General features: G+C 60.5%; 24 protein-coding genes and 1 tRNA gene. 15 read left to right on the top strand and 10 right to left on the bottom strand.

Annotated elements, in window-relative coordinates; all coding sequences use genetic code 11:
• The first annotated feature begins 92 nt into the window (after window positions 1-92).
• The 8 genes from infB to H4I99_RS09935 all read left to right on the top strand — a co-directional run bounded on the left by infB (window position 93) and on the right by H4I99_RS09935 (window position 9977).
• Window positions 93-2825, top strand: a complete 2733-nt coding sequence (gene infB / locus H4I99_RS09970) for a translation initiation factor IF-2 (RefSeq protein WP_163902637.1) — start codon at window positions 93-95, stop codon at window positions 2823-2825.
• 72 nt (window positions 2826-2897) lie between these two features.
• Window positions 2898-3314: a 30S ribosome-binding factor RbfA gene (rbfA, locus tag H4I99_RS09965; RefSeq protein ID WP_163902635.1), complete on the top strand. Its 417-nt coding sequence runs from the start codon at window positions 2898-2900 to the stop codon at window positions 3312-3314.
• 7 nt (window positions 3315-3321) lie between these two features.
• Window positions 3322-4251 carry a tRNA pseudouridine(55) synthase TruB gene (gene truB / locus H4I99_RS09960; protein ID WP_163902634.1) on the top strand — a complete coding sequence of 310 codons (930 nt, stop codon included), beginning with the start codon at window positions 3322-3324 and terminating at the stop codon, window positions 4249-4251.
• A gap of 155 nt (window positions 4252-4406) precedes the next feature.
• Window positions 4407-4676, top strand: a complete 270-nt coding sequence (gene rpsO, locus H4I99_RS09955; RefSeq protein WP_163902632.1) for a 30S ribosomal protein S15 — start codon at window positions 4407-4409, stop codon at window positions 4674-4676.
• A 360-nt stretch (window positions 4677-5036) separates the two neighbouring features.
• The gene (pnp, locus tag H4I99_RS09950; protein ID WP_163902630.1) at window positions 5037-7184 is read left to right on the top strand and encodes a polyribonucleotide nucleotidyltransferase; all 2148 of its coding nucleotides are present in this window, start codon (window positions 5037-5039) and stop codon (window positions 7182-7184) included.
• 73 nt (window positions 7185-7257) lie between these two features.
• Complete coding sequence (locus tag H4I99_RS09945) at window positions 7258-8274, top strand: class I SAM-dependent methyltransferase (RefSeq protein ID WP_163902628.1); 1017 nt, start codon at window positions 7258-7260, stop codon at window positions 8272-8274.
• A gap of 163 nt (window positions 8275-8437) precedes the next feature.
• A complete protein-coding gene (locus tag H4I99_RS09940) occupies window positions 8438-9466 on the top strand; it encodes an AraC family transcriptional regulator (protein ID WP_163902626.1) in 1029 nt (342 codons plus the stop codon).
• A gap of 250 nt (window positions 9467-9716) precedes the next feature.
• A complete protein-coding gene (locus H4I99_RS09935; RefSeq protein WP_163902624.1) occupies window positions 9717-9977 on the top strand; it encodes a LuxR C-terminal-related transcriptional regulator in 261 nt (86 codons plus the stop codon).
• A gap of 129 nt (window positions 9978-10106) precedes the next feature.
• Here H4I99_RS09935 and fabI read toward each other — a convergent pair whose 3' ends face one another.
• From fabI to fabA, 3 genes are read right to left on the bottom strand one after another with little or no spacing between them, the layout of a single operon-like run.
• On the bottom strand, window positions 10107-10913 hold the full coding sequence (gene fabI / locus H4I99_RS09930) for an enoyl-ACP reductase FabI (protein ID WP_163902622.1): 807 nt from the start codon (window positions 10911-10913) through the stop codon (window positions 10107-10109).
• A gap of 4 nt (window positions 10914-10917) precedes the next feature.
• Window positions 10918-12141: a beta-ketoacyl-ACP synthase I gene (fabB, locus tag H4I99_RS09925; protein WP_163902620.1), complete on the bottom strand. Its 1224-nt coding sequence runs from the start codon at window positions 12139-12141 to the stop codon at window positions 10918-10920.
• A gap of 42 nt (window positions 12142-12183) precedes the next feature.
• Window positions 12184-12699 (bottom strand): 3-hydroxyacyl-[acyl-carrier-protein] dehydratase FabA, encoded by a 516-nt coding sequence (gene fabA / locus H4I99_RS09920; protein ID WP_163902618.1) that lies wholly within the window; start codon window positions 12697-12699, stop codon window positions 12184-12186.
• A 315-nt stretch (window positions 12700-13014) separates the two neighbouring features.
• Between fabA and irrA the strand changes: the two genes are divergently transcribed.
• Complete coding sequence (gene irrA / locus H4I99_RS09915) at window positions 13015-13431, top strand: iron response transcriptional regulator IrrA (protein ID WP_163902616.1); 417 nt, start codon at window positions 13015-13017, stop codon at window positions 13429-13431.
• A gap of 80 nt (window positions 13432-13511) precedes the next feature.
• Here the strand turns inward: irrA and H4I99_RS09910 are convergent, their stop codons facing one another.
• Entirely contained in the window at window positions 13512-14150 is a 639-nt protein-coding gene (locus H4I99_RS09910) for a trimeric intracellular cation channel family protein (RefSeq protein WP_163902614.1), read from the bottom strand.
• Between the two features lie 110 nt (window positions 14151-14260).
• On the opposite strand from H4I99_RS09910, the gene H4I99_RS09905 reads away from it, so the two are divergent.
• Complete coding sequence (locus H4I99_RS09905) at window positions 14261-14734, top strand: hypothetical protein (protein WP_163902612.1); 474 nt, start codon at window positions 14261-14263, stop codon at window positions 14732-14734.
• Window positions 14735-14750: 16 nt separating this feature from the next.
• On the opposite strand, the gene H4I99_RS09900 is transcribed toward H4I99_RS09905, so the two are convergent.
• Window positions 14751-15542 carry a YdcF family protein gene (locus H4I99_RS09900; protein WP_163902610.1) on the bottom strand — a complete coding sequence of 264 codons (792 nt, stop codon included), beginning with the start codon at window positions 15540-15542 and terminating at the stop codon, window positions 14751-14753.
• A 155-nt stretch (window positions 15543-15697) separates the two neighbouring features.
• On the opposite strand from H4I99_RS09900, the gene H4I99_RS09895 reads away from it, so the two are divergent.
• Window positions 15698-15892 (top strand): hypothetical protein, encoded by a 195-nt coding sequence (locus H4I99_RS09895; RefSeq protein WP_163902608.1) that lies wholly within the window; start codon window positions 15698-15700, stop codon window positions 15890-15892.
• 24 nt (window positions 15893-15916) lie between these two features.
• On the opposite strand, the gene H4I99_RS09890 is transcribed toward H4I99_RS09895, so the two are convergent.
• From H4I99_RS09890 to H4I99_RS09880, 3 genes are all read right to left on the bottom strand, one after another.
• Window positions 15917-17080 (bottom strand): TMEM43 family protein, encoded by a 1164-nt coding sequence (locus tag H4I99_RS09890; RefSeq protein WP_163902606.1) that lies wholly within the window; start codon window positions 17078-17080, stop codon window positions 15917-15919.
• A gap of 170 nt (window positions 17081-17250) precedes the next feature.
• Window positions 17251-17326: transfer RNA gene (locus tag H4I99_RS09885), tRNA-Ala, on the bottom strand.
• Window positions 17327-17479: 153 nt separating this feature from the next.
• A complete protein-coding gene (locus tag H4I99_RS09880; protein WP_163902604.1) occupies window positions 17480-17866 on the bottom strand; it encodes a TIGR02300 family protein in 387 nt (128 codons plus the stop codon).
• A gap of 274 nt (window positions 17867-18140) precedes the next feature.
• Between H4I99_RS09880 and aroA the strand changes: the two genes are divergently transcribed.
• From aroA to rpsA, 3 genes are all read left to right on the top strand, one after another.
• On the top strand, window positions 18141-19508 hold the full coding sequence (gene aroA, locus H4I99_RS09875) for a 3-phosphoshikimate 1-carboxyvinyltransferase (protein ID WP_163902602.1): 1368 nt from the start codon (window positions 18141-18143) through the stop codon (window positions 19506-19508).
• Window positions 19505-20143 (top strand): (d)CMP kinase, encoded by a 639-nt coding sequence (gene cmk, locus H4I99_RS09870; RefSeq protein ID WP_163902600.1) that lies wholly within the window; start codon window positions 19505-19507, stop codon window positions 20141-20143. The genes aroA and cmk overlap by 4 nt, the downstream gene beginning before the upstream one ends.
• 161 nt (window positions 20144-20304) lie before the next feature.
• Window positions 20305-22008, top strand: coding sequence for a 30S ribosomal protein S1 (gene rpsA, locus H4I99_RS09865; RefSeq protein WP_163902598.1), 1704 nt, complete (start codon window positions 20305-20307; stop codon window positions 22006-22008).
• 83 nt (window positions 22009-22091) lie between these two features.
• Here the strand turns inward: rpsA and H4I99_RS09860 are convergent, their stop codons facing one another.
• On the bottom strand, window positions 22092-23804 hold the full coding sequence (locus tag H4I99_RS09860; RefSeq protein WP_163902596.1) for a hypothetical protein: 1713 nt from the start codon (window positions 23802-23804) through the stop codon (window positions 22092-22094).
• A gap of 280 nt (window positions 23805-24084) precedes the next feature.
• Between H4I99_RS09860 and H4I99_RS09855 the strand changes: the two genes are divergently transcribed.
• The gene (locus tag H4I99_RS09855; protein WP_163902594.1) at window positions 24085-25491 is read left to right on the top strand and encodes a nicotinate phosphoribosyltransferase; all 1407 of its coding nucleotides are present in this window, start codon (window positions 24085-24087) and stop codon (window positions 25489-25491) included.
• Window positions 25492-25519: 28 nt separating this feature from the next.
• On the opposite strand, the gene H4I99_RS09850 is transcribed toward H4I99_RS09855, so the two are convergent.
• Window positions 25520-25834, bottom strand: a complete 315-nt coding sequence (locus H4I99_RS09850; RefSeq protein WP_186663288.1) for a hypothetical protein — start codon at window positions 25832-25834, stop codon at window positions 25520-25522.
• Window positions 25835-25849: the final 15 nt, after the last annotated feature.

Here is a 25849-nt window from a genome sequence, read left to right as displayed (position 1 = left end):
ACCGGCTTCAGCCGGACGCTTTATCGGAATATACGAATTGAACGACGAGGTCTGATGCACCGCATCCGTCCTTGTGCAAGGAACGGAACGGAATGACCGACAACAAAGACGACAAGACACTCAGCGTATCGGGTAAGAAGACCCTCACCCTGAAACCCTCAGGCGTGACTCAGGGGACCGTGCGCCAGGATATGGGTCGCGGTCGAACCAAGGCCGTGGTAGTGGAAACGCGCAAGCGCCGCCCTACCCGTCCTGAGGACGAGAAGATCGTGACACCCGTCGCGCCCGCTCCGGTTCGCGCACCCGAACCTGCTCCGGCACCTGTTGCCCAGGCACCGCGTCCGGCACCCGCACCGGCAGCCCAGCAGCAGACGCGCGTTCACCAACCGACGCCGAGCCATCATCAGCCGCCGCGCCCGCAACAGTCATCCAGGCCGCAGCAGCCTTCGCGCGGCGCCTCCGAACGTCCGCGTGGCAACGTGCTTCACGACCTCTCCGCCGGCGAGATGGAAGCCCGCCGTCGTGCGCTGATGGAAGCGCAGGCGCGCGAAGTCGAGGAAGCCAAGCAGCGTGCAGCGGACGAAGCCCGCCGAAAGCTGGAAGAAGAAGCCCGCCTCAAGGCCGAGGCCGAAGAAGCAGCCCGCCGCGCTGCCGAGCCGAAGCCGGTCGAACCGGCTCCGGCACCGGCTGCAGAACCGCTGGCCGCTGCTGCCCAGCAGCCGGTCGCTGCTGCACCTGCCACTCCGGCGGCCGCTGCACCGGCACGTCCTGCACCGTCGGCGACTCCGGCTCAGCCGTCGTTTGTCCGTGGTCGCAAGAGTGAAGACGAGGAAGACGATCGTGGCGGCGCTCGCAGCGTGCCCGGCCGTGGCAAGATCGCCGTTCCGGCTCCTGCAAAGGTACCGGCCCGCCCGAAGGGCGAGGAAGATCGTCGCCGCGGCAAGCTGACCGTTACCACTGTCAGCGAAGATGATGAAGGCGGCGCACGCGGGCGCTCGATGGCCGCCATGCGCCGTCGCCAGGAAAAGTTCCGCCGTAGCCAGATGCAGGAGCCGCGCGAAAAGATTTCCCGCGAAGTCGTTCTGCCTGAGACCATCACCATTCAGGAACTGTCCCAGCGCATGTCCGAACGCGCCGTTGACGTCATTAAGTTCCTGATGAAGGAAGGCCAGATGATGAAGCCGGGCGACGTCATTGACGCCGACCTTGCAGAGCTCATCGCCGGCGAATTCGGCCACACCGTGAAGCGCGTCTCTGAATCCGACGTCGAGGAAGGCATCTTCAACGTTGCCGACGAGGAAGGCGAAATGCTGCCGCGTCCGCCGGTTGTGACCATCATGGGTCACGTCGACCACGGCAAGACCTCGCTGCTCGATGCGATCCGCCACGCCAACGTCGTCGCCGGTGAAGCCGGCGGCATCACGCAGCATATCGGCGCCTATCAGGTCGAGCATAACGGTCAGAAGATCACCTTCATCGACACGCCCGGCCACGCTGCATTTACCGCAATGCGTGCCCGCGGTGCGCAGGCAACCGACATCGCCATCCTCGTGGTTGCGGCGGACGACAGTGTCATGCCGCAGACGATCGAGTCGATCAATCACGCCAAGGCGGCCGGGGTTCCGATCATCGTGGCGATCAACAAGGTCGACAAGCCGACCGCTGACGTGCAGAAGGTTCGCACCCAACTGCTGCAGCATGAAGTCTTCGTCGAATCCATGGGTGGTGAAGTTCTCGACGTCGAAGTTTCGGCGAAGAACAAGACCAACCTCGACAAACTGCTCGAGGCCATCCTGCTGCAGGCCGAAATCCTCGATCTCAAGGCCAATCCGAACCGCACGGCGGAAGGTACGGTCATCGAAGCCGAGCTCGATCGCGGTCGCGGCGCCGTTGCAACCGTTCTCGTGCAGAAGGGTACGCTTCGTCCGGGCCAGATCATCGTCGCCGGCGACCAGTGGGGCCGTGTTCGCGCCCTCGTCAACGACAAGGGCGACCACGTCAAGGAAGCCGGTCCGGCGACCCCGGTCGAGGTTCTCGGTCTTTCCGGCACTCCGGCGGCCGGCGATAAGTTCGCTGTCGTCGAGAACGAAGCCCGTGCCCGCGAAATTTCCGAATACCGCCAGCGTCTCGCACGCGATAAGGCGGCTGCCCGCCAGTCGGGTTCGCGCGGCTCGCTCGAGCAGATGATGAACCAGCTGCAGACGTCCGGCGTGAAGGAATTTCCGCTGGTCATCAAGGGCGACGTGCAGGGCTCCATCGAAGCCATTGCCGGGGCGCTCGAAAAGCTCGGCACCGACGAAGTTCGCGCCCGTATCGTTCACTCCGCCGTGGGTGGCGTTACGGAATCGGATATCTCGTTGGCCGAAGCTTCGAATGCTGCGATCATCGGCTTCAACGTTCGCGCCAACTCGCAGGCTCGTACGCTTGCAGAGCGTCAGGGCATCGAAATCCGCTACTACAACATCATCTACGATCTGGTAGATGACGTTAAGGCCGCAATGTCGGGCCTTCTGTCGCCGGAACGTCGCGAGACCTTCCTCGGCAACGCCGAAATCCTCGAGGTGTTCAACATTACCAAGGTCGGCAAGGTCGCAGGTTGCCGCGTCGTCGAAGGCAAGGTCGAGCGTGGCGCCGGCGTTCGCCTGGTGCGCGACAACGTCGTCATCCACGAGGGCAAGCTCAAGACACTCAAGCGCTTCAAGGACGAAGTTTCCGAAGTGCCGGTCGGCCAGGAATGCGGTATGGCCTTCGAGAATTACGAAGATATCCGCGCGGGCGATACGATCGAGTGCTTCCGCGTCGAGCATGTGACGCGGACCCTCTGATCGGATAAACTTGATCGATGGACGGGCGCCGGATAGAAGGTCCGGCGCCCGCATCTGTTTGGGGCGAGAACAATGGCAACAAGATCCACATCATCAGCACCTTCACAGCGCATGCTGCGCGTGGGCGAACAGGTGCGCGCCGCAATTACCCAGGTCCTGCAGCGCGGCGAAGTGCGCGATGCGGTGATCGAAAAGACGGTGATTTCGATTTCGGAGGTGCGCATGTCGCCCGACCTGAAGATCGCGACCGCCTATGTGACGCCGCTCGGCGTTGCCGATCATCAGGCCGTCATCGACGCATTGAACCATAATGCGAAATACATCCGGGGCCGTCTCGGCCCCCAGCTCCGGCAGATGAAATACATGCCGGAAGTGCGCTTCCGCGACGATACGAGCTTCGACAACTACCAGAAGATCGACGAGCTTTTGCGCTCTCCCGAAGTGAGCCGTGACCTCGGCCACACCGACAGCGACGACGAACAAGAATAAGGCTCGAATGTCCAAACCCCGCAAACCCAAGGGCCGCCCGGTCTCCGGCTGGCTGATCCTCGATAAGCCCGTGGATTTCGGCTCTACCGAAGCCGTTTCCAAGATCAAATGGCTGTTCAATGCCCAAAAGGCCGGACATGCCGGCACACTTGATCCGCTCGCTTCCGGCATGCTGCCGATCGCGCTCGGCGATGCGACCAAGACCGTTCCTTATGTGATGGACGGCCGCAAGATCTACGAATTCACTGTCACCTGGGGTGAAGAACGCTCGACCGACGACCTTGAGGGCGAGGTGACCCAGTCCTCCGACGCCCGTCCCACGGAAGAGGCGATCCGCGCGCTACTTCCCAGCTATACCGGCGTGATTTCGCAGGTTCCGCCACAGTTCTCCGCAATCAAGATCGCCGGCGAGCGGGCCTATGACCTTGCCCGTGACGGCGAGACGGTCGAAATCCCCTCGCGCGAAGTGGAAATCTTCCGCCTGACGCTGCTCAAGTGCGAAGCGGACCGCGCGTGGTTTGAGGTCGAATGCGGCAAGGGCACCTATGTGCGCTCGCTTGCCCGCGATTTTGGCCGGGAACTCGGCTGCTACGGCCATATCTCTGAGTTACGTCGCAGCTTCGTTGCCCCCTTTGCCGAGGACACCATGGTTCCGCTTGCCGAACTTGCGGCGCTCGAGAAGATCGAGGACCGTGACGAACGGCTGGCAGCCCTCGATGCCTTCCTGATCGATACCGGCGAGGCACTGTCGGGACTTCCCCATATCGCCATCACAGAAGACCAGGCGCACCGGCTGCGCATGGGCAATCCGATCCTGCTGCGGGGCCGCAACGCGCCGGTGAGCGAGGCAGATGCCTTTGCCACCGCCGGCGGCAAGCTGGTGGCGATCGGTGAGATCGGTGAAGGCGAATTCCGCCCGCGCCGCGTTTTCACGTGAATCGGGCGCGAATCAAAGAACGCTTTCAATTGCGGGCCGAATGAGCTATAGGCACGCCCAGCACGGCGGCGTGCCGCCTGCTCCTAACGGCCGATGCTGGACGACATCCCGGCATCAGGCGACCTGTTTTCTCCTATCCATAGAAAGGACATACGATGTCGATTACCGCAGAGCGCAAGGCTGCCCTCATCAAGGAATACGCAACCAAGGAAGGCGACACCGGTTCGCCGGAAGTTCAGGTTGCCATCCTGACCGAGCGCATCAACAATCTCACCGGGCATTTCAAGGACCACAAGAAGGACAACCACTCCCGTCGTGGCCTCCTGACGCTCGTGTCGAGCCGCCGCTCGCTTCTTGACTATCTCAAGAAGAAGGACGAAGGCCGTTACTCCAAGCTGATCTCCAGCCTGGGTATTCGCCGCTAACAGCTTCCGGCGGACCTTCCTCGGGATGGTCCGCCGGTTTCTTTTCGGGAGAGTTCCCGATGGTTCCGCAAAGGGCGAAGCGCCCGGCAGGACCGAACGCATGGCGGGCCGGATGGGCCGGCGCTGCCAGAACCAACCGATGACCTGTCATGGGGCAGGATTGCCGGACGCTTTCGCCAGTCTACTCTGGCACCGGGACCAGAAGCCGGAAGGTTTTACGTCCCGCAATGGCCCTCCTCCGAGAGACGGCCGATAAGAAAGCTTCCTGCTGTCTTGCCCGTGATAAGTCACATTCTCACGGCCGCGCATGCCCTTCGGGCAGAGCATTAAAGCCCGCGGTCCGTCGAAGAAGGACAAGACATGTTTGATATTCATAGCGTCGAAATCGAGTGGGCCGGTCGCCCGCTCAAGCTCGAAACCGGCAAGATCGCCCGTCAGGCCGACGGCGCGGTCATCGCCACCTACGGTGAGACCGTGGTTCTCGCCACCGTCGTTTCCGCCAAGGCGCCGAAGCCGGGCCAGGATTTCTTTCCGCTGACCGTCAACTACCAGGAAAAGACCTATGCCGCCGGCAAGATCCCGGGCGGTTATTTCAAGCGCGAAGGACGCCCCTCGGAAAACGAAACCCTCGTTTCCCGCCTGATCGACCGTCCGATCCGCCCGCTCTTCCCGGAAGGCTACAAGAACGACACGCAGGTCGTCGTCACGGTCATCCAGCATGACCTCGAAAACAACCCGGACATCCTGTCGATGGTCGCCACTTCGGCTGCGCTGACGCTTTCCGGCGTTCCTTTCATGGGTCCGGTTGGCGGCGCGCGCGTCGGCTACATCAACGGCGAATACGTGCTGAACCCGCATCTCGACGAGATGGATGAGAGCTCGCTCGACCTTGTCGTTGCCGGTACGCAGGACGCCGTTCTTATGGTTGAATCCGAAGCCAAGGAGCTTCCGGAAGACGTCATGCTCGGCGCCGTCATGTTCGGTCATCGCGGCTTCCAGCCCGTCATCGACGCGATCATAAAGCTCGCCGAAGTCGCCGCCAAGGAACCGCGCGAATTCGAACCGGAAGATTATTCCGAACTTGAAGCCGAAATGCTCAAGATCGCCGAAGCCGAACTGCGCGACGCCTACAAGATCACCCAGAAGGCCGACCGCTACGCAGCCGTCGATGCCGTAAAGGCCAAGGTCAAGGCACACTTCACGCCGGCAGAAGGCGAAGAAGCCAAGTACACGGCAGAAGAAATCGGCTCGGTCTTCAAGCACCTGCAGGCCAAGATCGTTCGCTGGAACATCCTCGACACCAAGAGCCGTATCGACGGTCGCGATCTGGAAACCGTTCGCGCTATCGTATCGGAAGTCGGCATTCTGCCGCGCACCCATGGTTCGGCCCTGTTCACCCGCGGCGAAACCCAGGCGATCGTTGTTGCGACGCTCGGCACCGGTGAAGACGAACAGTACGTCGACAGCCTGACCGGCATGTACAAGGAACGCTTCCTTCTGCATTACAACTTCCCGCCCTACTCGGTTGGTGAAACCGGCCGCATGGGCTCTCCGGGCCGCCGCGAAATCGGTCACGGCAAGCTCGCATGGCGCGCTATCCGTCCGATGCTGCCTTCGGCCGAGCAGTTCCCCTACACGTTGCGTGTCGTTTCCGAGATCACAGAGTCGAACGGCTCGTCCTCGATGGCAACTGTCTGCGGCACCTCGCTCGCTCTCATGGATGCAGGCGTTCCGCTCGCCAAGCCGGTTGCCGGTATCGCCATGGGCCTGATCCTCGAAGGTGACCGCTTTGCGGTTCTCTCCGACATCCTCGGCGACGAAGACCACCTCGGCGACATGGACTTCAAGGTTGCAGGTACTGCCGACGGCATCACCTCACTGCAGATGGACATCAAGATCGCCGGCATCACCGAAGAGATAATGAAGGTCGCGCTCAGCCAGGCACAGGGCGGTCGCAAGCACATCCTCGGCGAAATGGCCAATGCCCTTTCCGAGAGCCGCGGCCAGCTCGGCGAATTCGCTCCGCGCATCGAAGTGATGAACATTCCGGTCGACAAGATCCGCGAAGTCATCGGCTCCGGCGGCAAGGTCATCCGCGAAATCGTCGAAAAGACCGGCGCAAAGATCAACATCGAGGACGACGGCACCGTCAAGATCGCCTCTTCCTCGGGTAAGGAAATCGAAGCCGCCCGCAAGTGGATCCATTCGATCGTGGCCGAGCCGGAAGTCGGCGCCATCTACGAAGGCACGGTCGTCAAGACCGCCGACTTCGGCGCATTCGTCAACTTCTTCGGTTCGCGTGACGGTCTGGTTCACATCTCGCAGCTCGCTTCCGAGCGCGTGGCCAAGACGCAGGACGTCGTCAAGGAAGGCGACAAGGTCTGGGTCAAGCTGATGGGCTTTGACGAGCGCGGTAAGGTTCGCCTCTCCATGAAGGCCGTCGATCAGGCGACCGGCAAGGAAATCGTCGCCGAGAAGAAGAAGGACGAGGGCGAAGCCGCAGAATAAGCGGCCCCTCACCTCCCGAACAAGGCGCGGATACCTGTCCGCGCCTTTTTTATATGCTTGAAGGACCATTGCCATGAGCCAGGAATCGCTCAAGACCCTTTTCCACCCCTTCGCGTCCGGCGTCCTCGAACAGCCGGAGGAAGGCGCTCGCTACCTTTTTCTGGGTGCCGAGGCAGGCTTTGCCAGGCCGGCCGAATTTCCCGCCGCGCTGAGTTGCGTCCAGGGCTTTCGCGGTGAATTCCTGAAACTGCAGGCAGCTCACCTCGATCCCAAGCCACAGGCTGAGGGCGAGGATTTCGACGGTGCGCTCATCCTGTTCGGCAAGCATCGCGGCGAGAATGAAGCCCGTGTCGCTGAAGCACTTTCCCGCGTGAAACCCGGCGGCCAGATCGTCATCGGCGGCGGCAAGGAAGATGGCGTGCAGCCGATGCGCAAGCGCCTCTTCGGGCTGGGCCTGGAAGTCGAGCACATGCCGAAATATCACGGCGTGGCTTTGTGGTTCAACGTTCCCGCCGACGCGAGCGCACTCATCGCCTCGCTGAAGCCTGCGGAAGTCGTGGTCGAAGGCCGCTTCAGGACCGTGGCCGGCATCTTCTCCCATGACCACGTGGACGACGGCTCGGAGCTTCTGGCATCGCGCCTGCCCACCGACTTTGACGGAAACGCAGCCGATTTCGGCGCCGGCTGGGGCTATCTCTCGGTGATGCTGTCCGAGCGCTCATCCCGGACCGCACGTATCGACCTTTTCGAGGCCGACCACGCGGCACTGGAATGCGCCAAGGCGAACCTCGCTGCCATTCGTCCGAATCTCACAGCCCGCTTCTTCTGGCAGGATCTCACCCGCGAGCCGCCGAAGGAAAAATACGACCTCGTCATCATGAACCCGCCCTTCCATCAGGGTCATGCAGCGGAGCCGAGCCTCGGTCAGACAATGATCGCCACCGCCGCACAGGCGCTGCGCAGCGGCGGTACGCTGCTGATGGTCGCCAATCGCGGCCTGCCCTATGAGCAGACCCTTGCGGCCAACTTCCGCGAACATGGCGAAACCTGCCGCAACGCGCGTTTCAAGGTTCTCTGGGCCAAGCGCTGACGGGCGCCTGACCTTTCAGACCTCGAACGATTCCAACGACCCGGCCAGCATTTTGCAGGCCGGGTCGTTGTCGTTACGCGCCGTGATGACACTCACTCGACAAACGAACCGACGTCACTTAACCTGACACGACATTCTATTAGCGTCAGGCGCCAATCCGTCGATGTCGAGTAAAAGTCTAACCGACGAACTGACTACGGTAGCGGGCGTCGCGTCTGCGGTCGCGAAGCATGCGTTGACCTACGGTATCGATATCGCACCCATTTGCAGGGCACTGGAGATCGATCCGGAAAGCTTCCAGTCATTGACCAGCCGGATCAGCATCGATCGCCTGTGCAGGCTACTGGAGGCCTGTGCGCTACTCGCCAATGACGATGCCTTTGGGCTTACCTGCGTTCGCAACTTCGTCGCCGGCGCGAGCGGCCCCTTCGGTTACGGCGTGATGTCGGCGCCGACCGGCCGCGACTTCGTTCACTTCGTCAAGGAACATACCCAGTATGTCACGCATACGAGTTGCTGCCAGCTTGAGTTCGACGATCGCGGCGCGCGACTGACCTGGACATTCGCTCCCATTATTGTGAAACGCGACCAGTATGTCGATATGGCCCTTGGCCTGTTGATGCAGCGGGCGCGTGATCTCACGGGACAGGCGAATGAGATCATCGAAATCGAACTCGAACGTCCCAGGGCGAAACACCCGCATCTTTTCAGGGAGTTGCTCGCCCGGAAGGTGAGTTTCGAGTGCCGGTTCAATTCCATTCGTTTCAGCAACGCTTTCCTGGAAGCCCGCAATCCCAAGGGTGACAGGCGCCTGCATGAGCTGATGGACCTGCAATGCCGCGCAATGCGGCCAGAGCCGACGCTGCTCGACAACGATTTCATCGATCAGGTGCGCAAATATCTGTACCTGCATATTTCCGAGCAGACCTTCGCACTTGGCGAGATCGCCCCTTATTTCGGTCTCTCCGAGCGGACCTTCCAGCGTCGGCTGGCAGACCACAATACCAGCCTCAACGAATTGCGCGACGACGTTCGCCGCGACATTAGCCATAACCTTCTGACGACAAGCGACCTACCCATTTCGGAAATCTGCTATCGTCTGGGTTATTCGGCACCCAGCGCCTTTACCCGTTCGGTAACCCGCTGGTTCGGCATCACCCCAAGGGACCTGCGGGAACAAAAGAGCGCTTGAACCTCAGAGGCTTCCGCGACCCCTCGACACAACCTCTTGACAAAATCCGCATACTCGGAAGAAATACTCCCAAGAGGCGAATTCCAAGAATAGATCTTCGATTCGAAATTGTCTGGCCGGTAAAATATTTGGCGGCCAGTGCGAATTACTTTTGCCAATTCTGTCAGTATATGACCCGCAAATAGAGCGGGCACGGAGCAGTATTGCCATATGCCCAGGTCGAAAATTCCATTCTGGTTTTCAAAACATCATGACAAAGCTCATTGCCTCCGGGAGCGAGCCCCGTGATGGGGCCGTCCTCAGCAAACCCGAAATACAATGTCTGACGCTGGTAGCAGAAGGAAAGCGGCCGCTGGATATCTGCAATCTTCTGGTTCTGGCGGAAATTCAGGTCGAGGACCTGCTTCAGTCGGCACAGCAGAAGCTCGGTGCCCGTAACCGGATGCATGCGGTCAGCCTTGCGATGCTGGCAGGCGCAATCAGGCATGAAAGCCATTCGAAACCGGAGTAGGCCGGGAACTCCCCGGTTGGCGGACCCTCCGTTTTCAAGGCCTGACGCGAGATCTCGCGTCAGGCCTTTCTTTTGTCCGCTAGAGTATTTCCGGACGCAAAAGCGCTTCACGCTTTTGCTGGAATAGCCTTATTCGCTGTCAGCGCCGCGAAGCACTTCAAGCGTCGGCAGCGACGTGATGTTGTAACCGCCATCTACGTAGTGGATTTCACCCGTAACGCCGTTCGACATGCCCGAAAGCAGGTAGAGAGCTGAACCGCCGATATCCTCGATGGTCGGCGTACGACGCAGGGGCGCATTCTTCTGGTTCCACGAGAGAATGGCGCGCGCATCGGAAATGCCCGCACCGGCCAACGTGCGAACAGGGCCTGCCGAGATGGCATTGACGCGAATGCCACGCGGACCGTAATCACCAGCCAGATAGCGGACGGAAGCCTCGAGAGCCGCCTTGGCCACACCCATGACATTGTAGTTGGGAATGACCCGCATCGAGCCGCCATAGGTGAGCGTCAGCATGCTGCCGCCGTCCACCATCAGATCTGCCGCCCGCTTGGCAATCTCGGTGAAGGAGAAGCACGAGATCACCATGGTGCGCGTGAAGTTGTCGCGCGTGGTGTCGGCGTAGAGGCCCTTCAGTTCGTTCTTGTCGGAGAAGCCGATGGCGTGAACGATGAAATCGATCTTGCCCCATCGCTCCTTAAGCTGCGCCATGGCGGCATCGACGGAAGCCAGATCCTCTACATCGCAAGGCAGGATGAAATCCGAGCCAAGTTCGGCTGCCAGCGGCTTGACGCGCTTGCCGAGGGCCTCGCCCTGGTAGGTGAATGCCAGTTCGGCGCCAGCGCCGGCGAGCGCCTGTGCGATGCCCCAGGCAATCGAATGGTTGTTCGCGACCCCCATGATAAGGCCGCGCTTACCCTGCATGATACCGCTCATTTTGTCATCCATTGTAGCGCTGGAACACCAGGGTGGCGTTGGTACCGCCAAAACCGAAGGAGTTCGAAAGAACGGTATCGATCTTTGCATTGTCGATACGCTTGCGGACGATCGGAACGCCATCGAATTCCGGATCGAGTTCAGTGATGTGGGCGCTTTCGCCGATGAAGCGTTCCTGCATCATCAGCAGGCCATAGATCGATTCCTGCACGCCGGCAGCACCCAGGGAGTGTCCGGTCAGAGACTTGGTCGACTGGATATGCGGGATCTTGTCGCCGAACACTTCGCGGATGGCGCCAATTTCCTTGCTGTCGCCAACCGGAGTCGAGGTGCCGTGGGTATTGATGTAGTCGACCTCGCCCTTCACCGTGGCGAGCGCCTGCCGCATGCAGCGGATCGCGCCTTCGCCCGACGGGGCAACCATGTCGTAGCCATCAGAGGTCGCGCCGTAACCGGTGATTTCGGCGTAGATCTTGGCGCCGCGGGCCTTGGCGTGCTCCAGCTCTTCCAGAACGAGAACGCCTGCGCCGCCGGCAATGACGAAACCGTCACGCGTCGCGTCATAGGCACGCGAGGCAGAAGCCGGCGTATCATTGTACTTCGAGGACATGGCTCCCATGGCATCGAAGAGGTCAGACATCGACCAGTCGAGATCTTCGTGACCGCCTGCAAATACCATGTCCTGTTTGCCCCACTGGATCATCTCGGCGGCGTTGCCGATGCAATGCGCCGAAGTAGAGCAAGCCGACGAGATCGAGTAATTCACGCCGTGGAGCTTGAACCAGGTGGCGAGCGTTGCCGATGCAGTGGAGGACATGGCCTTCGGCACGGCGAACGGGCCGATGCGCTTCGGGCTCTTGTTCTGCCGTGTAATGTCGGCTGCCTCAACGATGGTGCGGGTGGACGGACCGCCCGAACCCATGATGATGCCGACGCGCTCCTTCTGCGCATAATCGGCCTCTTCTAGACCGGCATCGGCAATCGCCTGCTTCATGGCGACATGGTTCCAGGCACCGCCCTGCGACAGGAAGCGCATTGCGCGACGGTCGACAAGTTCAGTCGGATCGAGAGTGGGCTTGCCCCATACGTTGCACTTGAAGCCGTGTTCGGCAAAGTCCGGCGAAAAGGTAATGCCGGATTTCGCGTTGCGCAGCGATTCCGTGACTTCAGCAGCATCACTTCCAATGGAGGACACGATGCCAAGACCCGTTACAACTACCCGTCTCATCTCTCAGACCTTCTTGTTATCATGATTGGACAGAGCCTGCTTTCAGGCCGTCTTATCCTTCGACAGACCCACGCGAAGGTCCGTTGCCTGGTAAATGGTTTCGCCATCGGCTTTCAGCCAGCCATCAGCCGTCCCGAGCACAAGACGGCCGCGCATAACCCGCTTGAAGTCGATGCCGTATTCGAGAAGCTTGGTGTGCGGGCGAACCATGCCCTTGAACTTCACTTCGCCGGTTGAAAGCGCCATTCCGCGACCTTCTTCACCAAGCCAGCCAAGGAAGAAACCGGTCAGCTGCCACATGCCGTCAAGACCGAGGCAGCCGGGCATGATCGGATTGCCCTGGAAATGGCAGGGGAAATACCAGTCGTCCGGATGCACATCGTACTCGGCACGGATAAAGCCCTTGTCGAAGGCACCGCCCGTCTCGGAAATCTCGGTGATGCGATGAACCATCAGCATGGGCGGCAGGGGAAGCTGGGCATTGCCGGGGCCGAAAAGTTCGCCACGGCCGCAGGAAAGGATTTCTTCGTAGTTATAGCTGGACTGTCTCGGTTTCATCTCTTCTTCTTCTTCCTCCCTGAGCTTCACGATGGCGGACCCTTAGAGCAAGATAGGGACAAATTGAAGTCCCACAATAGCCGCGGTGCAATCGTCCGGAATTGTCGAACTCTCCTACGCCGCCGGCCCCGTCCGCCGTCGCATACAGCATGACCTCGGCAACGACCAGAGAGAAAAGCCGCAAAAGGCTGGTTTTGCGGCAGTTTCTCACGCCGCGATGCCGCAGATGCTATTGAAAGGACGAGCCTTAAAAGTTATATCCTTGATCAACGTCAGTGGATTGACAGGCGGAGAACTCGGAGTTCGTCGGTAACGATGGCTGAATACGGTGTGAGTACGGAACTGAAACTGCGTCGCTCGGGCTTGCGCCCGACGCGTCAACGTATCGCGTTGGCCAGTCTTCTTTTCGCCAAGGGCGACCGTCACCTGACCGTCGAGGAACTACATGAAGAAGCGATCGCCGCCAATGTACCGGTGTCGCTTGCAACCGTCTACAACACGCTTCACCAGTTTACCGAGGCCGGACTCATTCGTGTTCTGGCAGTGGAAAGCGCCAAGACGTATTTCGACACCAACACGTCGGACCATCATCACTTCTTCGTGGAAGGCGAGAACGAGGTTCTCGACATCCCGGTCAACAACATCTCGATCGACAACCTCCCCGAGCCGCCCGAAGGCATGGAGATCGCTCATGTCGACGTGGTGATCCGCTTGCGGCCGAAGAGCCGGTAATTCTTCCCCTCTCCGATGGAAGACGTCTATTGGCCGTCCGAGGTCAGAGCCGTTACTTTATTTGTCTCCTGAACAGCCGCCTATTTCATCACGTCATCGGGCGGGCGACCCGGACGTGAATTGGGACGGGGCAGTGACCAACCGAACCGAAGAGCTCCGCCGCGAATGGCGAAAGCCGTTAGCGCACCGAAGACCGATGCGGTGTGCGTCCCAAGGTCGAACTCGGTCGCGGCAGTGAAGACCGTGGCACCTGCAAGTGCCGCCGTGACGTAGATTTCCGGCCGCAGGAGAACCGACGGTTCACCTGCGATGATATCGCGCAGGATGCCGCCGCAGGCAGCCGTCAATGTCCCGGTGACGACCGCGACCGTCGGCGATCCTGTCGCCACGTAGCCCTTCGCCGCCCCCATGACGCAATAGGCTGAAAGGCCGATGGCATCCAGCCAGACCAGCAGGCGATAGCGCGATTCGAGCATGTGGGCGGTAAAGAACACCAGCACGCCAACCGAGGCGCAGACCAGGACGTAGTCCGGGTTGATCACCCAGAAGACTGGGAGGCTGCCTAGTACAACATCGCGCATCGTGCCACCGCCAATGCCCGTTACCAGCGCCAGGAAGAGAAAGCCGATTAGATCGAGCTCCTTGCGTGAAGCGGAGAGCGCGCCCGTCGCCGCAAAGACTGCAACGCCCGCGTAATCGAGAAATCCTAGCAACGACATGAAAAACCTTCCAATCCGATGTGATCAAAAATCCGCCGCAGGCGTCAGTGTCGCACAAGCAGTCTCTGCAAGGGTGGCTGCGACATTTCCATCTCGCCGGGATAAACGACGTGAAGTACCTGTTGTTCGCCACAATGCAAATCGCCCTCCTGCTTGCCGCACCCTCGGCCTCTTTCAGTCAGCAGCAGCTTATCAGCGATCCCGAAATATACGAGAAGGAGCACTTCAAGAAGCGCTGCGGAACAGTCGAATACGGCCCCAATCTCATCGATCGGATCGACATCAACAACGACACGCTGATCGATGCCGTGGTCAACGAAGGCGATATCACCTGCGACGGCACGCGCGGCCCGGACTGCACGGCCGATGGCTGCCCTCACAATTTCTATCTGCAGGTCAAGGAAGGGGGCTACTTCATGATCGCCACCGCCCAGATCTACGGCTACGACTTCATCCAGCGCTTCGGCAACAAGGTCTTCATCCTGAAGATGCATCCGCGCTTCTGCGACCGCACCGACAGCGAGCCCTGCCAAATGACGGTGCGGGTGCGCGGCACCAAGTTCCTGACAATTTCCAAGAAATAGCCCCAGCCACCCTCAATCAAGGCGCGGGATAGAGCGTATCGATCCGGCCGGTCATGTAATAAGCGGCAAGGCCGATCCATTCGCGTACGGCGGTCGATGTCTGCTGTGCGTTGAGGGTCGGCTGGGTAAAATCCAGCGTCAGGTCGAGCTTACCGCTGGTACGGTAGTCAACTGGCCATGGCATTACAGCTATCCCCGCCCTGCGAAACAGGCCGACCGATCGCGGCATGTGGAAGGCCGAGGTTATGAGCAGGCAATCGCTCAACCCATTGGCCTCAAGCACGTTACGGCTGAAAGCCGCGTTCTCGAATGTAGTGCGCGAATCTCGTTCGGCAATCAACCGGGATGCCGGGATGCCGAAAGCCGAAAAGAAGCGCAGGGATGCAGCGGCATCGCCTTCATAGGCACCACTCAGCGAACCGTCTCCACCCGAAACGAGGATTTTCGCCTGCGGATAGGCCATGGCAAGCCGCAAGGCCTCCACGAACCGATCGGCAGCCTGGTTGAGGTCGATACCGCCCCTGCTCGTCGTCACCTCCGTCTCGAAGGCGCCGCCCAGAACGATCATGCAGGAAAGCGTGTCCGGATCCTTCTGTGGCCGGGGAAAGCGTGCTTCCAGCCCTTGGAGTGCGTAGGAACCGGCGGTGGTGAAGAGCACCACGAAAAGAATCATTCCCGCCGCGAGACTGAGCGCCAGACCCACCCGACGAAGGCGACAAAATTGGGCAAGAGCGGCTGCGAGAATGGCGAAGAAGGCGAGAGACAGCGGTTGGGCGAGCATCCAGAACAGCTTGGAAATAACGAACATCGGGCCTCCTGAGGAATGTCCCGACATACAAGCGATCGCCCTTCCCGACAATGCTCCACATCCTTCCTCACACGAAGACAGCTTCGCTCAAGGCAATGATCCTAGGGCTCTAATATACATAGATACGGACATGAAAGACTGAATCTGGAGGCCACATGCGCTTCGCAATCGACATTATCGACGAGGCAGGAAATAACCGGATCTATATCGGCGAGCCCCTTGGACTCGCAGGTGACAAACTGCGGGTCCAGCTTCGGGACGGCGAAGCGATGTTCGATGTGGAGCGTATCGCAGACTGGTTTCAGATCGACCAGATCGAGGGCAAGGGACGCGGAGAGTTGTTCTGCTGAAAATGCCGCCAATTGTGGAAAGCTTCACCGACCGAATGCAGTTGCCGAGGGCTTGCCACGCCTGCGCCAGATAATGCCGAAGGCAACAACGGCGCCACCCGCCAGCAATCCTAGCGACAGAAGCGGACGGTAAGCGAACCAGCCGATTGCGATCACCAGCGGACCGATCAGCGCCGTCAGCACCAGAGCCACTAGCCCGGTGCCGAAACCCACCAGCGAGCCGAAGAACGGGACGACATCGGCAATGACGCCGAGGATCGAAAAGATCAACGAAAATCCGATGAACAGACCGATCATGCCACCGGCACGCACCAGCCAGGTGATGAGAGAGTTTTCCGCCTCGGCATCGGCAAACATCTGCGTCGCGTCGACGTTGCCCGAAGCCGTCAGGAAGATCTCGCGGCCGTTGGTCGTCGTGTAAGGCTTCAGCGAACCGCCCTCCTGCACTGCAACAAGGCTCGCCTCGCCGAGATCCGCGCGGGTGTAGCTGATCCGGATATCGCCGATCGCAGGCGTCGAAACATTTGCTCCCGCATAAAGGCCACCGCGATCGACATGCACCGGCCGGGAGAGAGCATCGGCTGCGCCGCGCGCTTCTTCCTCGGTTACCTTTAGATCGGTCTGCATACCGAGATAGGCGATATCCTCGCCCGACACCGTGAAGGCGCCCACGGTCGCGGTATCGACGGTGAAATTCTGGCTTTCAACGATCAATTGCGGGTTTTCATGCCCTTCGGGCTGACGGAAATCCGACGAGTTCTCGCGCCCCTGCTGCCATTCCCTGGCATATTTGTAGGTGGTGACGGTTTCCTCGCTGCCGCCGAGCTTCTTCTCCGTGGTCGATTCGCTTGATTCGACCCATTGATACATCTCGACTTCGCGACGAATCGCCAGCGCTCCGTCAGCAGCAACGCCAAACTCTTCGTCCGAGGGGACACCGCCGGCCTTCACCTTGCCCGAGACATGAACAAGTTTGCCTTCGTTCGAGGGCGAGACTTCGTCGGCTCCCACCGAAACGACGATGCTCGCGCCCTCGCCGAGCGCGCGATAGGTCTTGATCGACCTGCCCTCATTCCAGACCAGCGCCCAGATCGACCCGATCACGAGGACGATACCGATAAGAAAACCGATCAGCGCGTTCTTCAGCCGCGCAAACCAGGATGTCCGTGTCGTTTCCGTAAAGCTCATTTTCCCGTCCCGCCCCTGGATGCAATGCCCCTTGGACGGATTGATTAGCGCAATTGGGTGTGGGAACCCTTAAGGCGCGATCAGGACGGGAAACAGGGTTAAGCAAATCGTTTTCGACAACGACCGCATCGTTTGCGCGACAATAAATATCTGGCTGTCTAAGGAAGATTTGGTGGAGCTAAGCGGGATCGAACCGCTGACCTCTTGCATGCCATGCAAGCGCTCTCCCAGCTGAGCTATAGCCCCAAACCATGGGTCCGGCAGTGCCGGTTCCGGGAACCTGCCGGGCGTTCTGTCCGGCGGGGTGGCGGCTTATTACTTCCGGTTTCCGGAGATGGCAAGCCGAAAAATCGCGGACCCGGAAAGTTTTTGCATTTCCGGGTCCAGGTGTCTGAAAAATCAGACTTCGTCCTCATCGCCGGTAACACCGATGATGTCGCTCATGTCGTCATCGTCGTCGTCTTCATCGGCTTCGAGGAAGGTATCATCATCGTCGTCGTCGAGTTCGACATCGTCATCGCCCATATCCGGAAGATCGTCGCCGCCGCCATTGTCGTCAGCATCTTCCAGCGACACGAGTTCGACTTCCGTGTTTTCGGCATCGACTTCTGCCACTTCCTCTTCTTCAGCCTTCTCCATGACGGAGGCTGCGGAGGTTTCTTCGAAATAAGAGAGCGGCCAGCTCTTGCCCGTATAGGGCGATACGATCGGATCCTTGTTCAGATCGTAGAATTTCTTGCCCGTATCCGGGTCGGTCCGCTTGGTGCCAAGTTCTGCTTTCGCCACTGTCGAAGCCTCTTGATGTCTTGAGGAATGTGCCGGCAAGTGCCGTTAATCCGGTCCATGACCGGTCAAATTGCTAGCGGGGTCCCTTAATCGTTGCAACCCGTTCTGTCAAAGGCAATCTTCACGCCACGTCGCCAGGGCTTTTTGGCAGGCGAGGGATGACCATCAAATCGGTTTATGCTAACGAGCGCGGAAATCGGCGCCCATGACAACCGGCACATCCGGGCGAAGCATGGTACGCGCACAAGAGTGCCTGATCGGAGGAAACACGTTCATGTCGCATGGAGCCCTGTCCAAACCGGCCACCTCACGGAAATCGCCCGCCCTGTCCGGGACTATCCGCATTCCCGGCGACAAGTCCATCTCCCATCGTTCCTTCATGTTCGGCGGCCTCGCCTCCGGCCAGACCCGCATCACCGGTCTGCTCGAAGGTGAGGATGTCATCAATACCGGCAAGGCCATGCAGGCGATGGGCGCCCGGATCGTCAAGGTCGGCGACACCTGGATTATCGACGGTGTCGGCAATGGCTGCCTGCTGGCACCGGAAGCGCCACTCGATTTCGGCAATGCCGGCACAGGCTGCCGCCTCACCATGGGGCTGGTCGGCGTCTATGATTTCGACAGCACCTTCATCGGCGACGCCTCTTTGACGAAGCGCCCGATGGGCCGCGTGCTCAATCCGCTACGTGAAATGGGCGTGCAGGTGAAATCGGCAGACGGCGACCGCCTGCCGGTAACGCTGCACGGGCCGAGGACACCGGCCCCGATCACCTATCGCGTGCCGATGGCCTCGGCGCAGGTAAAGTCCGCCGTGCTGCTCGCGGGCCTCAATACGCCCGGCATCACCACCGTGATAGAACCGATCATGACCCGTGACCATACGGAGAAGATGCTGCAGGGCTTCGGCGCGAACCTGACGGTCGAAACGGATGCCGAAGGCGTGCGCACGATCCGCATCGAGGGACGCGGCAAGCTGACCGGCCAGGTGATCGACGTGCCGGGCGATCCGTCGTCCACAGCGTTTCCGCTGGTTGCCGCCCTGCTCGTTCCCGGTTCTGACGTCACCATCCTGAACGTCCTGATGAACCCGACGCGCACTGGCCTCATCCTGACGCTGCAGGAAATGGGCGCAGACATCGAAATCCTCAATCCACGGCTTGCCGGTGGTGAGGATGTCGCGGACCTGCGCGTGCGCTCGTCCAGCCTGAAGGGCGTCACCGTGCCGGAAGATCGCGCGCCGTCGATGATCGACGAATATCCGGTACTTGCCGTCGCCGCCGCCTTTGCCGAGGGAACGACCACCATGCTCGGCCTAGAGGAATTGCGGGTAAAAGAATCGGACCGCCTCTCCGCCGTCGCCGTCGGACTGAAACTCAACGGCGTCGATTGCGACGAAGGCGAAGCCACGCTCGTCGTTCGCGGCCGGCCTGATGGCAAAGGCCTCGGCAACGCCTCGGGCGAAGCCGTCGCCACCCATCTCGACCACCGCATCGCCATGAGCTTCCTCATCATGGGTCTGGTTTCCGAGCATCCGGTGACCGTCGACGACGCCACGATGATCGCGACCAGCTTTCCCGAGTTCATGGACCTGATGAGCGGGCTCGGCGCAAAGATCGAAACCCACGAAGGCAAGGCCGCATGAGTACCTCCTTCACGGTCGCCATCGATGGACCGGCGGCGGCTGGCAAGGGAACACTGTCCCGGCAGATCGCTTCGCATTACGGTTTTCATCATCTGGATACCGGACTCACATACCGCGCCGTCGCCAAGGCTCTGCTCGATGCCGGCCAGCCACTCGATAACGAGGCGATCGCCGAAGCGACAGCACTTGCGATCGACCTTGCCGGTCTCGACCGTTCCGTGCTGTCGCAACACCAGATCGGCGAGGCCGCCTCGAAGATCGCCGTGATGCCGAAGGTCAGAAGGGCCCTCGTCGAGGCGCAGCGCAAATTTGCGGCGAAGACGCCCGGCACAGTGCTCGACGGCCGCGACATCGGCACCGTCGTCTGCCCGGAAGCGCCGGTGAAGCTCTATGTCACCGCATCGCCGGAGGTTCGCGCCAGACGCCGTTACGACGAGATAATCTCAGGCGGCGGCAGTGCCGATTTCAACGATGTCTTTGCGGATGTGAAGAGGCGTGACGAGCGCGACATGGGCCGCGCCGACAGCCCGCTGAAGCCCGCCGACGATGCGCACTTGCTTGATACGTCGGAAATGAGTATAGAGGCGGCGTTTCAGGCGGCCCGAGCCTTTATCGACGCAGCCCTGAAGAAATAATCGATACGGAGCCCGGCCCGCCGGTTTCCGCAAAGACCAGCCGAAACGAACGTCCCCGCGCCGGACAGCCCTTCAAGAAGGGCGGACGATCTTTCTGGCCATGTACAACTCGAACCCCCGGCGCATACCGCGTCCAAGATTGGATGCGTTTAGGAGATTTCATGTCTGTTTCTACCCCTACGCGCGATGATTTCGCAGCAATGCTCGAAGAGTCGTTTGCCAAGACCGATCTGGCAGAAGGCTATGTAACCAAGGGCATTATCACGGCCATCGAGAAGGACGTCGCCATTGTTGATGTCGGTCTCAAGGTCGAAGGCCGCATCGCGCTCAAGGAATTCGGCGCACGGGCCAAGGACGGTTCGCTGAAGGTCGGCGACGAAGTCGAGGTCTATGTCGAGCGCATCGAAAACGCTCTCGGCGAAGCCGTTCTGTCGCGCGAGAAGGCTCGCCGCGAAGAAAGCTGGATCAAGCTCGAAGCCAAGTTCGAAGCCGGCGAGCGTGTTGAAGGCGTCATCTTCAACCAGGTCAAGGGTGGCTTCACCGTCGATCTCGACGGCGCTGTTGCCTTCCTGCCGCGTTCGCAGGTCGACATCCGTCCGATCCGCGACGTCACCCCGCTGATGCACAACCCGCAGCCCTTCGAAATCCTCAAGATGGACAAGCGTCGCGGCAACATCGTCGTTTCGCGCCGTACGGTTCTCGAAGAGTCCCGCGCCGAGCAGCGTTCTGAAATCGTTCAGAACCTCGAAGAAGGCCAGGTTGTTGACGGCGTCGTCAAGAACATCACCGATTACGGTGCGTTCGTTGACCTCGGTGGCATCGACGGCCTGCTGCACGTTACCGACATGGCATGGCGCCGCGTCAACCATCCGTCGGAAATCCTGTCCATCGGCCAGCAGGTCAAGGTTCAGATCATCCGCATCAACCAGGAAACCCACCGTATTTCGCTCGGTATGAAGCAGCTCGAGTCGGATCCGTGGGATGGCATTGCTGCCAAGTACCCGGTCGGCAAGAAGATCTCCGGTACCGTTACGAACATCACCGACTACGGTGCGTTCGTCGAGCTGGAGCCGGGCATCGAAGGCCTGATCCACATCTCGGAAATGTCCTGGACCAAGAAGAACGTACACCCCGGCAAGATCCTGTCCACGAGCCAGGAAGTCGACGTTGTCGTTCTCGAAGTCGATCCGTCCAAGCGTCGTATTTCGCTCGGTCTCAAGCAGACCCTCGAAAACCCGTGGCAGGCATTTGCCTATAGCCACCCGGCCGGCACCGAAGTCGAAGGCGAAGTCAAGAACAAGACCGAATTCGGCCTGTTCATCGGCCTCGAAGGCGACGTCGATGGCATGGTCCACCTCTCCGACCTCGACTGGAACCGTCCGGGCGAACAGGTCATCGAAGAGTTCAACAAGGGTGACGTGGTCAAGGCTGTCGTTCTCGATGTCGACGTCGAGAAGGAACGCATCTCGCTCGGGATCAAGCAGCTCGGCCGTGACTCGGTCGGCGAAGCCGCCGCTTCGGGTGACCTGCGCAAGAATGCTGTCGTTTCGTGCGAAGTTATCGCCATTAACGACGGCGGCGTGGAAGTGAAGCTCGTCAATCACGAGGACATCACCTCCTTCATCCGCCGCGCCGATCTGGCCCGCGACCGCGACGATCAGCGTCCGGAGCGTTTCTCGGTCGGTCAGGTGTTCGACGCCCGCGTGACGAACTTCTCCAAGAAGGACCGCAAGGTCATGCTGTCGATCAAGGCGCTCGAAATCGCTGAAGAGAAGGAAGCCGTCGCACAGTTCGGTTCTTCCGACTCCGGCGCTTCGCTCGGCGACATCCTGGGCGCAGCCCTGAAGAACCGCAACGCCGAATAAGGCCTGGTTCCCCAGACATCAGAAAGCCCGCCGATCGCATGATCGGCGGGCTTTTTTGTTCAAGCCGGAATGTTGGCTGCTGGTCAGGCCCAGTTGGCCATACGATGGTAAAGATCGGCGATGGGCAGGCCATCCGCCATATCGGCCGCCAGCAGGGGCACAGGACCATCGGGATTGCCTTCCGCCACGGGCGAAGGCTCGGCCGGAACGCTTTCCTGCGTGGCGGTTTCTTCTTCAGCTTCACCGTGATCCTCTCCGCCTTCGTCGTTCGGCTCGGAGCGGTCGTCACCCTGCTCGCCGTCTTCATCCTCGTAGCGGTGCCTGAGTTCCTTTTCGTCCTCGACATAATCATCCTGCGCAATCAGGTAATTGATGACAGGCAGAGGCACACCCTCCCTAAGCATCATATTCTGGCGCAAGGCCGCATGATCGTTATCGACCTCGGCGGGCGTCGCAGTCGGGTTTGTAGTTCTCGCAGCATTGGGAGCACTTGCCGACGCCTGATCCGGCTCATCGGCACCGGACGCATGCAGCGCCGATTGCGCGGCTTCGCCCCTTGCCATGCCTGAGGCACGCGACGCATCAAAAGGCGCCCGATCCTCGTCCGCCTCGCCGGCCGAGACCGGCAACGCGGATGTCGAAAGCCCGTCGCGGTCCCCCTCTTCCACAGACTGCGGCAGAAGTTCCGCCGAATTCGAGACCAGCGTCCTGATAACCGCGTCCTTCGAGCTCTTCAGAGCGTTGAACGCCTGATCGGCGACGCCATCGGCGGCATCCTGAAGTCCGCTCTGCGTGGCCCCGATATCCGGATCTGCGTCCGGGGTCCGTGGAACGGCGCTCTGCTGCGCCGGTTCCCTTGACGGTATTGCTGCGCGAGCCGTGTCCTGTGCCGGAATTGCGCGCGCCGACGCCGGCAAGGTCTCGGGCTCATCTCCGAAATCGAAATTGTGGCGAAGACGATCCTGCAGGGTGCGGATATCATCCGTGTCGGTCTCTGTATTACCCTGTGGTGCGGCGACGGCAGTGTTGCGAATGAGGTTTGTACCAACCGCGGCTACTGTGGATTTCAGCCCGTTGCGAACGGCTTCATTGCCAACATCACGGTCCGGACGCGGTCGCGCCGTGGCGTCCCTGTTTACCGGCTGCACGACATCCTCCGCCAAACTCTCCTCTGGCGGAGCCAGCGGCTGGTTCGCTGCCTGCAGGACTGACTGTTTCGACGATTGCGGCGGAGCGGGGACAGGCTGCGGCGGCACAGGACCTGTCGCCTGCTTCTGCTCGCCGGAATTCTGGCGATAGGAAGTTACGGCCAGGCGGGCAGCGAGATCGCGATCCTTGTTACGATAGAGTTCCAGGTAGATCGACAGCATTGCCGCCTCGGGGCCGGCCGGATTGCGGAACGCTTCGATCAGCGTGCGAAGCTGGAGGCCGCCGAACAGTTGGGCTAGCTGACGCTGAACCGTCTGCCTATCATCCGGTGACAGGCTGGCAAGCGTCTGGACAAGGCGCGTGGCATATCCGCTCAGGCTTTCCCCATCATTACGCTCGACCTTCATCGCCCGCCCGAGCAGGTCGATCAGAGACGCAAGGTTCTGCGACGTGCGCTCCTGCTCCTGACCAGACAGCAGCAGCATGTTGAGACGACCGGCGATTGCGGTGTTCTGTTCCAGGCCCTGAGTCGCGGTTTGCTGGACCGCGGCCGGGCGGGCGGCCACGTCGACCGATATCTCCTGCGGCTTCCGGGAGTCAGGATAGGACGTTCCGGAATTCGAAATTGCCTGAACCGGAGGCAGCATGGGAACTCCTCTTCATGCAAAGATTGACGGGAAACATCGGCAATTCGAAACCGCGCATGCGGTGGCCCCGTCCTGCCAGGCCATCCTGCCGGCGGGCTTCGAGAATAGGGGAGATTGCCAGTCTACTGGGTTTGATAATGCCCGTGAGACGTAAACAATTCGATAACCATAATTGCGATTGTCGCGTCTTGCCGCCTCCGAAAGGCTCGCGTACATCTTTGGCAAAACGAAATGCCGGGCCGCCTCGTTTGCGATGCTGGGGCCAAAAGATGGGTGCCGAATGCCGAATGACCGTAATCCCATCCTGAACACCGACAGCTACAAGCTCGGGCATTTCCTGCAATATCCCAACGGTACGCGCGCCATCAGCGCCTACGTAACCACCCGCGGAAACTCCTTCCGACCCGACGTGATGTTCTTCGGGCTGCAGATGTTCCTGAAGGAATATCTTTCCCGCGCCATCACACGGTCCGATATCGATGAAGCGGAAGAGATCGCCACGCTGCATGGCCAGCCCTTCGACCGTGCCGGCTGGACGCATATCGTCGATACCCATGGCGGATATCTGCCGCTGAAGATCGAGTCGTTGCAGGAGGGCTTTGCCGTCCGCCGCGACGTGCCCGTGGCGCAGGTCGTCAACACGGATCCGAATGTGCCGTGGCTCTCCTCCTACATCGAAACCGCGCTGTTGAGGGCCATCTGGTATCCCTCCACCGTGGCCACCATGGCATGGCGGATCAAGCAGGCTCTCTGGCCCTTCCTTGAACGCACATCGGACCGGGCGGAAGAGCTGATCGAGACCAGCATCAGCGATTTCGGCTCCAGGGGAACGACGAGCCTCGAACAGACGGGGCTTGGCGGAGCAGCCCATCTTCTGCACTTCACCAGCAGCGATTCGCTCGCCGGCGTCCTGCATGCACGTCGTTACTACGGCGCACTGATGGCCGGCCGTTCCGTTCCCGCATCCGAGCATACGACAGTCACCGCCTGGGGGCAGGAACGGGAAGTGGACGCCTATTCCAACATGATCGACCGCTTCGCCCGGTTCGGCGCCTATTCGATCGTGGCGGACAGCTTCGATCTACATAATGCGGTGTCCGACACGCTCGGCAAGAAGCTGCAGACGAAGATTCGCGCGGCCAACGCAACGCTCGTCGTTCGCTCCGACAGCGGCGATCCGATCGATACGCCGGTTCAGGTGGTTGCGCAGCTTGCCTATGCCTTCGGCACACATCTGAACGGCAAGGGCTTCAAGGTTCTGGACGACAACGTACGCGTGATCCAGTCCGACGGCGTCTCGCTGCAGGATATACAGATGATCCTCGGCCGCCTCGAGGGCATGGGATTTTCGTCCGAAAACATTTCCTTCGGCATGGGATCGTCGCTTCTGCAGAAAGTAAGCCGCGACACGCTTTCCTTCACGATGCGCGCAAGCGCGCTGCAGGACGAAAGCGGCGCTTGGCGTGACATCGGCCGCAGGCCCGGCAATCCGCAGGAAAAGCTGCCCGCACTCGGCCGGCAGGCCGTGGTCCTGGAAGAGGGCGACGTGTTCGCCGTGCCGCTCGGCGAACTGGGCCCGCGCCAGAACCTGCTACAGCCGGTCTGGGAAAACGGGAAGCTGCTACGCGAACTCGGCTTCGACGAGATCCGCAAGCTTGCGGCTACCGCCGGAGCGCAATGGCGATAGGGGCAGTCCGCAAGATCGCGATAGAGCCTTACGCTTCTTTGACGATAATATCCCGGAAGAGAGTGTAGACGCCGTTGTCGTCGGCGTTGAGCGACACGATGTCTTCCCGGGTCGACTCGTGCGAAGCGGACAAGGAACCTGCGACGGCATCAAGCCAGCTTCCGCGCGGCCGTTGCGACTGTTCGCGTATCGGAGGGAATGGCTCGTCCCATGCGCTTCGCCCTTCCGCGAAGACTGCGGTCTCGGTCGTGGGCTGCTCCAGCCAGTTTTTGAGCATGTCTGCCGCAACAGGAGGCGTTGCAGGCAAAAATCGTTCGTTCTCAAGGTTTTCCGGGGTCCGCAAGACACCCGACGAGGA

The sequence above is a fragment of the Paenirhizobium daejeonense genome, from assembly GCF_014280875.1.
GTDB classification, from domain to species: Bacteria; Pseudomonadota; Alphaproteobacteria; order Rhizobiales; family Rhizobiaceae; genus Allorhizobium; species Allorhizobium daejeonense.
Note: the sequence above shows the minus strand (reverse complement) of the source record. Positions and strands in the feature narration are given on the sequence as shown.